General features: G+C 40.1%; 11 protein-coding genes and 1 tRNA gene. 6 read left to right on the top strand and 6 right to left on the bottom strand.

What is annotated here, in order from left to right; all coding sequences use genetic code 11:
• Positions 1-34 precede the first annotated feature (34 nt).
• On the bottom strand, positions 35-1,375 hold the full coding sequence (locus IMZ28_RS07045; RefSeq protein ID WP_197547882.1) for an ATP-binding protein: 1,341 nt from the start codon (positions 1,373-1,375) through the stop codon (positions 35-37).
• A 368-nt stretch (positions 1,376-1,743) separates the two neighbouring features.
• Here IMZ28_RS07045 and hsdR point away from each other — a divergent pair, with 368 nt between their 5' ends.
• The 5 genes from hsdR (at position 1,744) to IMZ28_RS07020 (ending at position 9,413) form a co-directional block, all read left to right on the top strand.
• Complete coding sequence (gene hsdR, locus IMZ28_RS07040; protein ID WP_197547881.1) at positions 1,744-4,089, top strand: EcoAI/FtnUII family type I restriction enzme subunit R; 2,346 nt, start codon at positions 1,744-1,746, stop codon at positions 4,087-4,089.
• 313 nt (positions 4,090-4,402) lie between these two features.
• Positions 4,403-5,746 (top strand): AAA family ATPase, encoded by a 1,344-nt coding sequence (locus IMZ28_RS07035; protein WP_197547880.1) that lies wholly within the window; start codon positions 4,403-4,405, stop codon positions 5,744-5,746.
• A gap of 2 nt (positions 5,747-5,748) precedes the next feature.
• Complete coding sequence (locus IMZ28_RS07030) at positions 5,749-6,318, top strand: hypothetical protein (RefSeq protein WP_197547879.1); 570 nt, start codon at positions 5,749-5,751, stop codon at positions 6,316-6,318.
• A 269-nt stretch (positions 6,319-6,587) separates the two neighbouring features.
• Complete coding sequence (locus IMZ28_RS07025; protein WP_197547878.1) at positions 6,588-8,078, top strand: class I SAM-dependent DNA methyltransferase; 1,491 nt, start codon at positions 6,588-6,590, stop codon at positions 8,076-8,078.
• A 126-nt stretch (positions 8,079-8,204) separates the two neighbouring features.
• Positions 8,205-9,413 (top strand): restriction endonuclease subunit S, encoded by a 1,209-nt coding sequence (locus IMZ28_RS07020; RefSeq protein WP_197547877.1) that lies wholly within the window; start codon positions 8,205-8,207, stop codon positions 9,411-9,413.
• Between the two features lie 172 nt (positions 9,414-9,585).
• Here the strand turns inward: IMZ28_RS07020 and IMZ28_RS07015 are convergent.
• Positions 9,586-9,662 (bottom strand) — tRNA-Ile (locus IMZ28_RS07015).
• A gap of 2 nt (positions 9,663-9,664) precedes the next feature.
• Positions 9,665-10,810 carry an FtsW/RodA/SpoVE family cell cycle protein gene (locus IMZ28_RS07010; RefSeq protein WP_197547876.1) on the bottom strand — a complete coding sequence of 382 codons (1,146 nt, stop codon included), beginning with the start codon at positions 10,808-10,810 and terminating at the stop codon, positions 9,665-9,667.
• Positions 10,811-10,872: 62 nt separating this feature from the next.
• Between IMZ28_RS07010 and pgeF the strand changes: the two genes are divergently transcribed.
• Positions 10,873-11,643, top strand: a complete 771-nt coding sequence (gene pgeF, locus IMZ28_RS07005) for a peptidoglycan editing factor PgeF (protein ID WP_232087434.1) — start codon at positions 10,873-10,875, stop codon at positions 11,641-11,643.
• On the opposite strand, the gene IMZ28_RS07000 is transcribed toward pgeF, so the two are convergent.
• The 3 genes from IMZ28_RS07000 to IMZ28_RS06990 form a co-directional block, all read right to left on the bottom strand.
• Positions 11,640-12,839: an NAD(P)/FAD-dependent oxidoreductase gene (locus IMZ28_RS07000; RefSeq protein ID WP_197547875.1), complete on the bottom strand. Its 1,200-nt coding sequence runs from the start codon at positions 12,837-12,839 to the stop codon at positions 11,640-11,642. The genes pgeF and IMZ28_RS07000 overlap by 4 nt on opposite strands.
• Before the next feature lie 65 nt (positions 12,840-12,904).
• Complete coding sequence (locus IMZ28_RS06995) at positions 12,905-13,612, bottom strand: TIGR02453 family protein (protein ID WP_197547874.1); 708 nt, start codon at positions 13,610-13,612, stop codon at positions 12,905-12,907.
• Positions 13,613-14,374 (bottom strand): ElyC/SanA/YdcF family protein, encoded by a 762-nt coding sequence (locus tag IMZ28_RS06990; RefSeq protein ID WP_232087433.1) that lies wholly within the window; start codon positions 14,372-14,374, stop codon positions 13,613-13,615. It lies immediately after the preceding gene.

The raw sequence follows: 14,374 nt of genomic DNA, 5'->3' as shown, positions 1-14,374 counted from the left end.
AACCAATAAGCCCAATATCGCTACTCGTACCATATCAGAAGATATGGTACGAGTTAAACAGATCCTCTTTACGCATATCTTCCAACGAGTATCCTTTGAAAACAACTTCATGTCCTTTGTGCTTTTGAAGTAGCTTTTGAGCTTTCTTCTCCAGCAGTTCCAGATTGATCTTGTCAGGGTTTCGTTTGACTTCTGCAATGAGCATCTTTTTTTCATCATCATTGACCGCTACGATGTCTATCTCATTTTGGTTGCCTTTTTCCCAATAGGTTCCGATGGCAGAGAACTTTCCAGATGCTTTGAGCTTTTCTATGAAGTACTTTTCCAGAAATCTGCCGCTATAGGTAGCAAAATCCCTTTGAACGATGGATTTAACATAGTCGTAATTCTCTATCTCAATGGCAGAACGGTTTTTGTAGATGAAACGGAACCAGAAGTGGAAAAAGTTGTCGATGATCTCATACTTAAGTGTCCTGCTTCCTTCCTTAGCAAAAATAGGCTTGACTTTTTTGATGATGGTATATTCATTCTCCAGTCTATCCAGATACCCACCGACATTCTTTCCGAGTATACTCTCTATCTCCGAGCGTGATGTTTTGGAAGAAGCGATGAGTGAGAGTATGGAGAAATAGGTGGTATACTCTTTACCAAACTCTTCTATGAGTAAGTTCTTCCCTTCATCGATGAAAAGAGAGTTCTCATCAAATACCAGGTCAAGTTGCGCGGCGAAGGTAAAGGCTTTGTTGTCTACAAACAACTCAACATACTTGGCAACACCACCGGTTAAGATATAAAAAGAGAGCAGATCATCATTGGTGTAGTTGGAAATATTGTCATCTAGTATCTCTTCGAGGGTTTCTACGCTAAAGGGTTTGAGATATATTTTATGATTCGCTCGTCCAAAGAGAGGTTCTTTCTTATCTTCAAATATCTTTTTCATTAGAGAGTAGATAGACCCACTGAGTACCAGATTCATTTTACTCTCATCTTTGTAGCTGTCCCATATATTTTGCATATCAGCGTAAATCGTATGGTTGATCTGTAAAAACTCTTGAAATTCATCGAGAACAAGTGTGAAAGGAGTGGTCTTAGAGAGTTCCATCAGGTATTCAAAGAGGTCTTTGAAGTTGGTGAAACTTCCAAATACTTTGACATCCAGTTCATTTTGGATAATACTAATGAACTCTTCACAAAGCAGGGCTTCATTTTTCCTTGAGACAAAGAGGTAGACTCTTTTGGCGTAGGCTTCTTTGATGAGCTTCGTTTTCCCGATCCGTCTTCGCCCTACGATGATGGTCATACGTGAGGTACTTTTCGCCTCTTCACCGATCTTTCTCAAATAGGCTAACTCTTTGTCTCTGTTGTAAAACTTCATGTGCAAGACCTTTTATTAGGGTAATCTAAATTACTGTAATGTATATTACTATAATTTTCCTAAAGGAAACTTTCATGGTTTTGTTTATCTTTTGATGCTTTTGCAGAGCTATACGCTGTAATAATTCTTTGGAAGACTTGTTTCCCTTACTCAAGTTTTGTAGTATATGCCATTCAGGAGTAATAAACTGGAATTTGAGAACGAATTTAAAATAAATATATTACTTTAAGGCTTTGCCCTAAAACCTACTCTTCGCCAGAGGGGCAGAGGGAAAGAATGAAATAATCATAAACCTTAGATTAATATAAAGAACTCTACATATTTTTACGATAGAATATATTATTACTTCAAATTGGGGAGAGGTAAATTTGGCATATACAGAAGCAGATACCAGAGCTAAACTTATCGATCCTCGCCTCAAATCCAGCAATTGGCTAGAATCGTACATCGTCCGTGAATATTACTTTACGGATGGGCGTAAGCTCATTGGTGGGAAGCGCGGGAAGCAGTATTATGTGGACTACCTGCTCACCTATGAAAATACCAATCTTGCCATCATCGAAGCCAAAGCTGAGAACAAAGACCCTCTGGACGGTTTGCAACAGTCCATTAACTATGCCCAAAAACTCAAAATAGATTTTGTCTATGCCACCAACGGGCATAAGATCTATGAACATAACTTACGCACAGGTAAAGGCGACTGGGTAGAAAATTTCCCTACACCTCAGATGCTCTTTGAGCGAAAATTCCCTACCATTACCCCTGTCAAAGAGAAGATCATCAAACAGCCTTTTCATTTTGAAGGCAACATGAAACCACGCTACTATCAGCAGATAGCCGTAGATAAAACGCTTGAAGCCATTGCAGATGGTAAAGACAAAGTCTTGCTCACTTTGGCTACAGGTACAGGCAAAACCTACATCGCTTTTCAGATCGTCTATAGACTCTTTGAAGCCAAATGGAGCAGATCAGGTACGCAGAGACGACCCAAAGTGCTTTTTCTTGCAGACAGAAATGTACTGGCAGACCAAGCCTTTAACACTTTTAACCCACTGGAAAAAGAGATCGTCCGTGTCAATGGCAAAGAGATACGCAAACGAGGTGGCAGAGTACCTACCAATGCCAATGTCTTTTTTGCTATCTATCAGTCCATAGCAGAGCGTAAGTCAGATGAATTTGATGAAGAGAATGATGTCACTGCCTACTACAAGCAGTATCCACCTGAGTTTTTTGACCTCATAGTCATCGATGAATGTCACAGAGGAAGTGCTAACGATGAAAGCTCATGGAGAGAGATCTTAAACCACTTTTCTTCTGCTGTACACTTAGGACTCACCGCTACACCCAAAAGAGATGATAATGGAGATACGTACAAGTACTTCGGTGAGCCTGTCTATGAGTACTCTCTCAAAGAGGGGATAAACGATGGTTTCCTCACGCCCTACAAGGTGAAACGAATCAAGACAAACATCGATGAGTATAAGTTTAACCCTAACGACATCGTGCAAGGTGAACTGGAAGAGCAGATAGTCACACTTGAAAAGTTTGAAAAGCAGGTCATCATTCCCAAGCGTACAGAGCTTGTTGCCAAGACCATACTCGAACAGATAAACCCTATGGACAAAACCATCGTCTTTTGTGTGAACCAAAAACATGCCATAGACATGAAGATAGCCATAGACAAGTACAAAACAGTCAAAGACAATGACTACTGTGTCCGAGTCACCTCCGATGAGGGAGAGATAGGGCGTGACTACCTCGAAGCCTTTCAGAACAACGACAGAGACATCCCGACCATTCTGACCTCTTCCAAGATGCTCACAACAGGTGTAGATGCGAAAAATGTACGCAATGTAGTCTTAACGGCTCCCATCCGTTCCATGACAGAGTTCAAGCAGATCATCGGGCGAGGTACAAGGGTCTTTGACGGCAAAGACTTTTTTACCATCATAGACTTTGTAGGTGCGACCAATCTCTTTTATGATGATGCCTGGGATGGTCTGCCCCAAGAGCAGATAGATGACACTACGGTAGAGGGAGACAAAGGTGCAGACAAGGTCAAAGAACCAAAGCAACCTTATGGAAATTCAGAAGATTCAGATACCGATGCGGAGGGTAAAAGCGATGCTAAAAGAAAAGAGAAAGTCACCATCGACATACGAGGAAGAAAGCTCAAAGTCATAGACATAGAGACCACTTATGTAGGAGAGGATGGCATCCCTCTAAAAACCCATGAGTTTTTAGAGTTTTTGGTAGGCATACTCGACAAGTTTTTCCACGATGAAGCACAGCTCAGGGAGCTATGGTCTGATCCTGTAAAGCGTGAAGAGTTGCTGGAAAAGCTAAGAGCCATGCAGATAGACGAAGTCCAACTAGAAGAACTCAAAGCTATCTTTGATGCCCAAGAGAGTGACATCTATGATGTACTGGCTCACTTGGCGTTCAACCTCGACATCAAGACACGGAGTGAGAGGGCTTTTGCTGTGCATTATCGAAAGTATATAGAGAAGTATCATAACCATAAAGTACGAGAGTTTTTGAACTTCATACTGGAACGGTATGAGAAAGACGGGGTCAAAGAGATGGGGAGCGACAAACTCTCTTCACTCATCAAGCTTAGTGGACTAGACAGAAACGAACTCAAAGAGGCATTTAAAGGTGCAGCCAATATCCGTGAGGGGTATTTTGGGTTACAGAGGGAGATTTATAGGTGATGCTATTGCGCCACTAATAAAATATGTTAAAATAAAAATTAATATAAAAAGGGGAGAGTTATGAAAGATATAGAATTTAATAACCTAGAAACATTTATCTCTTTGCTTGCAAAAGATATAATGAAAAAAAGTTTACTTTGATGCCTTATCCTCAGCTGTCATAGTGGATGGTGTATTGATAATGCTATTTATGAAGGTACAAAAAAAGATAAGCAGGTGTTTCACCTTATGTTTAGATAGATATCATCAAAAAGTTTGAATTTGCGTTAGAATCTGGATTTAGAGGTGTTGTGATAAAAAAAGGATATATATGATGAAGTTTAGATTAAAAAATATTGGGCTTATTGAGGATGCAGAAATCACATTAAATGATTTAACAATTATTTGTGGTCAGAATAATACAGGAAAAACCTATATAACGTATTCTATTTATGGTTTTTTGTCTATGTGGCAAGAGTTGATTGATTTTGATTTAAAAAAAGAAATATTTGAAGAATTAGAAGAAAATGGTTTTTGTAGTTTGGATATTACAGTTTTTCAAAAAAATATTCAAACAATATTAAACGATTTATCAGATAGATATACAGGTATGCTAGAAAATGTCTTTAGTGTGGATGCAGAATGGTTCAAAGAGAGTTTATTTGAGGTAATTATTGATGATTTTATACTTGATATTCATTCTGAAATCAATACTACATTAACATCTTCTAAAAAAGATATTTTACAAATTAAAAAAGAAAAAGATAGTAATTTATTGGAAATCTCTACACTTTCAACAGATAATAAAAGGCAAATTCCTCATTTTATTTTAGATCAGGGAATCAATAGGGCATTAGGAAAAATTTATTTTGGTAATTATTTTAAAAATCCTTTTATCATTACCAGTGAAAGAACGGGAATCTCACTATTTTATAAAGAGCTAGATATCAATAAAAATGTTATGGTAGAGCATATTACAAAAAATAAGGGAAAAGATATAAACCCTTTTAAAATATTTGAAGAGACTATTTCAAGATATGCTCTACCTGTGAAAGATAATATTGATTATACAAGAGATTTAGCCAGTAGTATTTCAAAAGAAAAAAGCTATCTTCATTCAGATAGAGAGATAACAAAATATTTTTCAGATATTTTACAAGGGAGCTATAAAGTTGTAAATAAAGAAGTATATTTTACTACTAAAAAAAATAAAAAACAGATACCTATGTATTTTGCTTCTTCTGCAACTAAATCTTTGGTTGAGTTATTCTTTTACATAAAGCATAGTGCAAAAAAAGGTGATTTACTCATGATTGATGAGCCTGAGTTAAATTTACATCCAGATAATCATAGAAAAATTACTAGACTTTTAAGTCATTTGTCCAACAAAGGAATTTATGTATTTATTACTACGCATAGTGATTATATGATTAAAGAATTTAATAATTTAATTAGGTTGAAGCATAATATAGCCAATAAAGAAAAAATTATTAAAAAATATGGATATAAAGAACATGACAATTTGGATTATGCCAAAATATCTGCTTATGTGAATAGTTCTGGATACCTGAGTAAAGCACCTATAGATGATATGGGAATAGAGATGGATACATTTGATAAAGTACTAAATGATTTATCTAGTTCAATGGATGATATATATTTTAATATTGAAGAGTAGAAATGTATAGTGTATTAAAAGATATTATTTCTGATAAGGCACAGTTGAAAAATTTTTATATTTCACGACATAATGGTAAAAATTGTTTTTCAATAAAAGAGTCTAGCAATAGTGCAAAATGTAAAAAAGTTAATTTGGTTGGTTTTGAATCAGAAGATGTAACTTTTGCATTTGAGTTAGATTCCAAAAAAGCTAAGTGTGGTAAAATCAGTAAAATAAGTCCTTATTTTACTGATAAAAAAGGATTAGACAAAGGTAATGACGGAATAATATTTACCACATTGAAGGGGAATAAATATGTCTTTATTTGCGAATTAAAAGATGGTAGCAAAGGTCATATAGCTCAATTTAAAAGCACAAGTTGCTTTGTGGATTATTTAAAATCAATTTTAAAAAGATTTTATAATATAAATGTTGATAATTTAATTTTTAAATATATTGTTTTCTCTAAACATGGTAGTGTACAGAAAGATACTCGAGGAAATTATATGTCAAAAAATCAATCTGGATTTGAAGTTTATAATATGAAATGTTGTAGTGAGGCAGAATATTATATTGAAAGTTTTATGTAAATGTACAACCTATCCTCACCAAACTAAAGCTTATTAGAAACTATAGTAAACTTACTTCACTGGAGGAGCAGACAAGTATGTTAGTATAACATCTTTTTAAATTTGTTATATTAAAAAAACACGAAAAAGTTAACATATCAAACGGTCTATGTTAAAAAAATGAAAAAAATTTAACATGGTTATAGGTAAAAAAACCAATAATTTACCCATACCTTACGACCTATGTATAAAAAACCGTAAAATTTACCCATAGATATAAAAAGGCAACCATGGAAAGCAAAATCAACCGAATCACCGACATCCTGAGAAGAGACGATGGCATCAGCGGTGCGATGATGTACACGGAGCAGATCTCGTGGATACTCTTCCTCAAATTCATCAATGACCTTGAGATCAATAAGGCAGAAGAAGCGGAGCTTGATGGCAAGGAGTATACCTACATCATAGACGAGAAATACCGTTGGGATGTTTGGGCTTGTCCTAAAGATGCTAAGGGTAAGTTGGATTTAATGAATGCTCAGAGCGGGGATGATCTGCTGGAGTTTGTGAATGGGGAGTTGTTTCCGTACTTGAAAGGGTTTAAGTCCATCACGGCAGATGTGAAGTCGGTGAAGTATAAAATAGGGGCTATTTTTGAGTTTATTGACAATCGCATTGCCAATGGGCATACGCTTAGGGAAGTGCTGGACATCATTGATGCGATGGACTTTCATTCTCAGGCTGACTTGTTTCAGCTCTCACTCATCTACGAGAAACTGCTCAAGGACATGGGGAGTGATGGGGGTAACTCTGGGGAGTTTTATACACCTCGACCGCTCATTAAGACCATTGTCGATGTGGTAGATCCTCAGATAGGTGAGACTATCTATGATCCTGCTGCGGGGTCTTGTGGGTTTCTTATAGATGCTTACAATCATATACGCTATGAAGATGTGAAAGCGAACAAACAGAGAGAACTCTCTACGGAGCAGCTGAAATTCTTAAACGAAGATACCTTTTTTGGTAACGAAAAGACACCGCTGAGCTACGTGATGGGTGTGATGAATATGATACTCCACGGCATCGAGTCACCCAACATTGCCAAAGCCAATACCCTCACCAAAGACATTCGAGGGCTGGAGGAGAAAGACCGCTATGACTGCATACTGGCAAACCCTCCTTTTGGGGGGAAAGAGAAAGAGCAGATACAGCAGAACTTTCCCATTAAGTCCAACGCTACAGAGCTTCTGTTCCTTCAACACATGATGAACTACCTCAAACTGGAGGGCAGATGTGGTGTGGTCATCCCTGAGGGTGTGCTGTTTCAGACGAACAAGGCGTTTCAGGCGGTAAAGAAGGAGCTTTTAGAGCGTTTTAACGTGCATACCATACTCAGCCTGCCTGCGGGTGTGTTCTTGCCGTACTCCGGGGTCAAGACCAATGTCATCTTTTTTGACCGCAAGGGGAGTACATCGGACATCTTCTACTACGAAGTAAACCCGCCATACAAGCTTACCAAGAACAAGCCCATACAGTATGAGCATTTCAAAGAGTTTTTGGAGGTATGGAAAGAGCGAAAGCTCACCGATAACTCGTGGATAGTCAATGTTAATGACATAGTAGACTATGACATCTCTGCAAAGAACCCGAACAACATAGAGGTCGTAGAACACAAAGCACCGTTGGAGCTGGTAGAGAGCATTAAAGCGAACAATGCACAGATAGATGGGTTGATGGATGAGATCAAGATGATCTTGGAGGGTAAAGATATTGATGCATAGGGCAGATAATGTAGGGGCATCCCTTGTGGTTGCCCGAGATGATGAAAAAGAGATCTGTTTTATGGATGGTCGATTCAAAGGGTACCCACAAGGGGATACCCCTACGGGTGTGCAAAAGGTGTATTTATGAGTGAGTTGTATGTGCTTCCTGAAGGGTGGGAGTGGAAGAAGTTGGGAGATATAACTACTTTGATTGGAGGAGGTACTCCAAAAAGAAATAATAATGAGTATTGGGAAAATGGAACTATTATTTGGTTATCCCCAACCGATTTGGGGGGAATAGGAGAAATAGTAGATGTTGACATTTCTAAAGATAAAATTACTGAATTGGGATTAGCTAAAAGTTCAGCAAGGCTTCTGCCAATTGGTACAGTACTTTATAGCAGTAGAGCAACTATTGGAAAAATAGCTATAAACTCTATTGAAGTATCTACAAATCAAGGTTTTACAAATTTTATTTGTAATGATGATTTATTAAATAAATATTTAGCTTATGTATTGAATAGGTTTACTCCTGAGATTACATTACTTTCTAATTCGACAACTTTTAAGGAAGTAAGTAAAACAAGTTTAAAAGCTTTTAAGATTCCATTCCCACCCCTCCAAGAACAAAAACGCATCGTTGCCAAGCTTGACAGTCTCTTTGCCAAGATAGACCAAGCCATCGCCCTGCATCAGCAGAACATCGACGAAGCCGAGGCATTGATGGGGTCTGTGTTGAATGAGGTATTTGGGGAGTTGGAGGAGAGGTATGAGAAGAAAGTATTAAAAGATATAGTTACAAAACTTGGTGATGGTTTACACGGTACACCTAAGTATGATGAAACTGGTGATTATTACTTTATAAATGGTGCAAATTTATTGGACAATAAAATTTTTATTAAAGATAATACAAAAAAAATAAATAAATCAGAATATGAAAAATATAAAAAAGACTTAAATGATAAAACGGTTTTAGTTTCAATAAATGGAACAATCGGAAATGTTGCTTTATATAATCATGAAAAATGTGTTTTGGGTAAAAGTGCATGTTATTTTAATTTAAAAGACAATATAGATAAGTTTTATATTGTATATGTTGTTAAAAATGGTGATTTCCAACAATATATTAGAGAAAATGCAACAGGATCAACCATAAATAATGTATCATTAAAAACAATGAGAGAATATCCTGTAATAATTCCACCCCTAAAAACCCAACAAAAAACCGTCCAATACCTCGACCAACTCTCCCAAAAGACAGAGAAACTGAAACAGGTGCAGCAGGAGAAGATGCAGCACCTCAAAGATTTGAAGGCATCTATTTTAGACAGGGCTTTTAGAGGGGAGTTGTGATGACAAGAAAGGGAAAAAATGGATATAAGACCGTTAGATATAGCAAGCTATTATTGAATGGGCGAATCAAAAATTATCTATAATTGGTTACCAATAGGTTGCCAAAATAAAAAACAAAAATCTATAGAAACACTGAAACAACGTATTTTAGGGGTGTATTTGAGGTTGTAGGTGGTGGGTCCTCGGGGACTCGAACCCCGGACCACTCGGTTATGAGCCGAGTGCTCTAACCAGCTGAGCTAAAGACCCGTTTATGGTACTGGCGTACCTTTTGTCTGCATTACAATTTTTTCGTCGGAAGTATAACGACTGTAGTCTTTAAAAGCAATTAAATTTTGCAGAATTCCGAAAATTACAGCAAAGATAATGAAAGAAGTTCCTCCGTGGCTGAACATAGGCAGGGGGAGTCCCACGACCGGAGCTAGACCGATGATCATGAAGATGTTGACACCCATGTAGACAAAGATGAGGAAGGCCAGTCCTCCGGCGAAGGTTTTGATGAGGTAGTCGCGTTTGTATTTCCATGAAATATAGAGCAGATTGAAGATGAGGAGGATGTAGAGTCCAATGACCGTGACCATACCTTTAAAACCAAGACGCTCTCCCAGGTAGGCGAAGATGAAGTCTGTGGAAGAGACCGGAAGGAACTTCAGCTGTGTCTGCGTGGCCTCTTCCTTGGTTTTACCCTCCATTCCGCCGCTTCCAATGGCAATAAGTGCCTGACGTACCTGATAGCTTGGTTTGTTGAGCATATCATGGATACGCTTTTTCTGGTATGGTTTAAGTCCGTACTGGTAGATCACAGGAGCGCCTGCCCCGGCAAGAATGGCAAGGGCAACCCAGATCTTCCAGTTCACACCGATAAGAAAGAGAATACCGTAACCGGTAATGAGCAGTACAAGTGCAGTACCGAGGTCCGGTTCTTTGGCGATGACAAGAAAAGGAATGACAATGATCAGTGAGAGTTTGAGGAACTGGAAAAGCCCATACCCTTTTTCCGGCGGCGGCTTTTTACTGATGAGGTAGGCCAGCATCATAATAACATTTACCTTGATGAACTCCGAAGGCTGAATGGTAATGTGGATACCCGGCAGCTCGATCCACCGTTTGGCTCCAAGAATGGTCTTGCCTACAAACTCAACAGCGATCAACATACCGAGGTTTATAAGATAAAAGAGTGGTGCAAACCACCACATAATACGTCTCCACGGGATAATAACAACAATACAAAAAGCAATGAATGCGATAAAGTAGTAGACCATCTGCTTATTGAAAAGACGCTGATTGATCTCGTAAACGAGGTAAGAGGAGATAACAAAGATGGGCAGCAGCTGTATCATTAAAGAGTATGAGAAGTATTTGAAGATACGTTTGTCAAAGTCAAACCATGCGTTCATCTGTGCGATTCCAATTAAAATTTTTAGGTATTATATCGTAAAGATTTAAGGGAAGTTCTAAAATGAAAACTATGGTTGATTTCTACCGTTTTGAACACCTGGAGCGGTTTTCCGGATGCATGCATGCTGTCACTATGAAGGATACATCAGCGCCCTTCAGTCTTTCCCTTGCACTGCATACGGGAGAAGAAAAGGAGCAGATCGCTGTCAATCGCAAGATGATCGCCGAATCTTTTGGTGTCAGTCGCGAGTGGTGTTTTGTAGTTGCCGATCAGACACACAGTGACAACATCCATATTGTTACTAAGAAAGAGACAAGGGGGTGGGAGAGTCAGGAGAGTGCCGTAGCAGACTGTGATGCCCTTATTACGGATCAGAAGGGTGTGGTGCTTTGTGTCTTGACAGCAGACTGTGTGCCGGTGCTGCTCTATGACCCTGAAGAAGAGGTAGCAGCTGCCGTCCATGCCGGATGGAAAGGGACGAAGTCAAAGATCGTTGCCAAAACGGTACGGAAGATGCAGGAGGTATTTGGGTGCAGCGCTGAAAACATTGTTGCCGGTATTGCTCCGGCAATAGGAAAGTGCTGTTATGAAGTAGGAGAGGAAGTCGCACAGCATTTTTTTGATCTGAGGGAGGCTTTTACGACCAGGGGAGACAAATATATGCTGGATCTTTCTTTTGTCAACAAACAGCAGCTTTTGGATAGCGGACTGCAAAAAGAGAACATCAAGATGAGCGGCATCTGTACCGCGTGCGAAGTAGAGAGGTACTTCTCCTACCGAAAAGAACAAGGCTGCAGCGGACGGTTTATGAGTATGATCGCACTTCTTTAACCCAGCTTGCAGGCTTTCATTTTTTTGTACCCCTTGTAGGTAAGCCACCACAGCGGCCATTTATAGATCTTCTCGATGAACTTTTTTATCAGGTATGCACTGTATCCGGAAACATAGATGAATTTCAGATCGATCACTGCATATTTTCCGCCAAGGGCAATGGCGATCCCTTTTATCTTCAGGTTGGCTCTTTTCAGAGCTGTTTTCTTCAGTGTACGTATGATGTTCTCTGCCGCATCTCTGCCGCTCTCAATGGCAGTCATGGCTGTAGGAGGGAGCATATTGCCTCTTTTGTCTTTGAGGCAGGCAGCATCACCTATGATATAGATATCTTCATAGCAGAGCGATCTTAGGTATGCATCGACAAGGAACTGTCCCTTTTCATTCTTTTTGGTATTCAAAGATTCCAGTACGGGGTTGATAGTCGTTCCCCCTGCAAATATCATAAAGTCAAAAGGGATCCTCTCCCCGTTGCTCATGACTGTCTCATGCCCGTCAATGGCGCTGATACGGCAGTTTGTATGTATGTTCACACTGAGTTTATCAAGTCTTCGGGTACCTGTTTCAATGATTTTCCGAGGCATACCGAAAAGAATGGTCTCTCTGCTGGCAATGAGGTGTATATTGAGTGTTTCGCACGAGAGGGTATTGCTTCGGTAGTAGTGGTTGAAAAAGTGCTGCATACTTGCTGCGATCTCGACACCTGAGAGTCCTGCACCTCCAACAATGATGTTGAAGTTCTCTTTGGCATACCTGGCTGACTCAAGCCGTTTGTAAAGTTCATCTTGAAAGAAGCGGTTGAGCTTCAGGGCACCGCGCAGGCTTTTTGCTCCGCTGGAGTAGTTGTAGACTCTGGCGTCACACTGAAAGCGTTTGGTTACACTTCCCAGTGCGATGATCAGTGTATCGTACATCTCGATACCGTCACTCAGGTGTACACTCTTTGTTTCGGGATCAATATGCTCTACACTGCTGTGTCTGAATGTGACATTCTCGTAGTTGGCACACAGTGTAGAGAGATTGACGATGGTCTTGTCAAAGTAAGTATCTCCCGAAATAAGCTCATAGCCTTCTGTCTGAAGATAGTGATAAGGGTGGTGGTCGACAAGGGTGACCCGGACATCTCTGTTGATCTGCACTCTTCTCAAGGCTGCAATGCCGCCGTAACTTCCGCCAAGAATGACCACATGATGCATTATAAGCCTTTTGCTGTTATATTTTGACCATTATAGTCAAAAAGTGTGCAGAGGGTGTGGATCGGTTATCTGAAGAGATCTGCATTTGTATCACAGCGGAGTGTCAGTTCATAAACCCACTGTTGCAACTCAAACATATCCTCATAAATTTTAAAATTTCTGTCAATGAGAGCTTCGGAATGAAATGTTTCATCGGGAGGAAAGGTTGTGTAGGCATAGATCGCGCCCATTTTGTAAAGATAGCTGTAGGTATCGTCAGTCTCACAGCCTCTTGGCATTTTTTTGTATTTGGGTTCGGGGAGTCGGTAGCCTTTTGCCCTGAGGCCTTCGAGAATGTTGTGCAGCCGGCTTCTTCTCTCATCGTTCCGGATATATTCGCGGTAAGTTTTCAGCAGGGTAGGTTTGAAATTGCGTATACCGGTGGCGACAAAGATCTCCTGCGGGTCATAATGCATATAGAAACTGCTGCTTTGCATACGATGACCTGCCCCCTGCCAGATGATGATCCCGATGCGGGTCTTGATGGGGTCGTTCAGATGAAAACGTGCATCGCGGTAGATGCGAAAAAGGGATTTGTTTGTTTTGGGAACGGCATTGATCGTGGGAACAAGTATCTGCAGGTGTTCACCCATCTCTTCGACGTAGGCTTTGTTGGGAGTAACGATAAAACGTTCATACTTCTCTTTGTGGGCATCCAGCCACTCTTTGGAGTTGTTGACGATGATCTGGTCGAGGAAGGCGAGTCCCTCTTTTGGAAAACCGGTAAAGTGCATTTATACTCCTTTGACCTTTTGCCATATCATGCCGATGATCTCATGAAAGGCGATAGTGGATTTTTCAAGTGCATCAGCCGAAAATATACCCAGATAGTGGGGGTGTTCAATACTTGCCAGATGGTAGGTCGGTGCCGGATAGGGGGTGAGCCCCTCATGCTCGAACCATTTGAGAGCACGGGGCATATGGTAGGCGGATGTCACCACTGCCAGAGGGGATTCTTTTGCTATGGCTCTGGCGGCTTTTGCTTCGGCTTGTGTATCTTCAGGTTCAGAGAGTGTAATAATGTCTTCTTTTGGAATGCCCAGTGCCAGGGCAAGTCTTTGCTGCATAAGTGCATGGGGGGTCGGGTCGAAGAGTCCGCTATAGCCTGAGACGATAAGTTTGGCATTGCCGTCAAGCAGACGGTAGAGCCGTATACCTTCTGTCAGCCTTACTATTGCCTCTTTGTTTACTTGTGAAGTAATGGGCAACGCTTCATCGGTATGGTGTCCGTTCCCCAGCACATAGATGTACCTGATCTCTTTTGGCGGGCTAAGCAGTGCAGCGTAGCGTTGTTCCACCTGGTAAAGCAGCCAGTTGCCTAAAGGAGCGTAGGAAAAAACAAACAGCCATACCATACCTGAAAGTATGAAGAGACGGGCTTTTTTCAGATGTGAACGGTAGAGAAAAAAAAGCCCGGCTCCTGTCAGCAGTATGCCAATGGGAAGAGGCATTAAAAAAAGAGAAATGAGCTTTTTAAGAAGGAATCCGAATTCCAA

This window comes from Sulfurovum indicum (assembly GCF_014931715.1).
GTDB lineage: Bacteria > Campylobacterota > Campylobacteria > Campylobacterales > Sulfurovaceae > Sulfurovum > Sulfurovum indicum.
Note: the sequence above shows the minus strand (reverse complement) of the source record. Positions and strands in the feature narration are given on the sequence as shown.

Bases quoted from the DNA above. Each gene is read 5' to 3' on its own strand.
- IMZ28_RS07045 (WP_197547882.1), bottom strand. From the start codon at position 1,375: ATGAAGTTTTACAACAGAGACAAAGAGTTAGCCTATTTGAGAAAGATC.
- IMZ28_RS07035 (WP_197547880.1), top strand. From the start codon at position 4,403: ATGAAGTTTAGATTAAAAAATATTGGGCTTATTGAGGATGCAGAAATC.
- IMZ28_RS07030 (WP_197547879.1), top strand. From the start codon at position 5,749: ATGTATAGTGTATTAAAAGATATTATTTCTGATAAGGCACAGTTGAAA.
- IMZ28_RS07025 (WP_197547878.1), top strand. From the start codon at position 6,588: ATGGAAAGCAAAATCAACCGAATCACCGACATCCTGAGAAGAGACGAT.
- IMZ28_RS07020 (WP_197547877.1), top strand. From the start codon at position 8,205: ATGAGTGAGTTGTATGTGCTTCCTGAAGGGTGGGAGTGGAAGAAGTTG.
- IMZ28_RS07010 (WP_197547876.1), bottom strand. From the start codon at position 10,810: ATGAACGCATGGTTTGACTTTGACAAACGTATCTTCAAATACTTCTCA.
- pgeF (WP_232087434.1), top strand. From the start codon at position 10,873: ATGAAAACTATGGTTGATTTCTACCGTTTTGAACACCTGGAGCGGTTT.
- IMZ28_RS07000 (WP_197547875.1), bottom strand. From the start codon at position 12,839: ATGCATCATGTGGTCATTCTTGGCGGAAGTTACGGCGGCATTGCAGCC.
- IMZ28_RS06995 (WP_197547874.1), bottom strand. From the start codon at position 13,612: ATGCACTTTACCGGTTTTCCAAAAGAGGGACTCGCCTTCCTCGACCAG.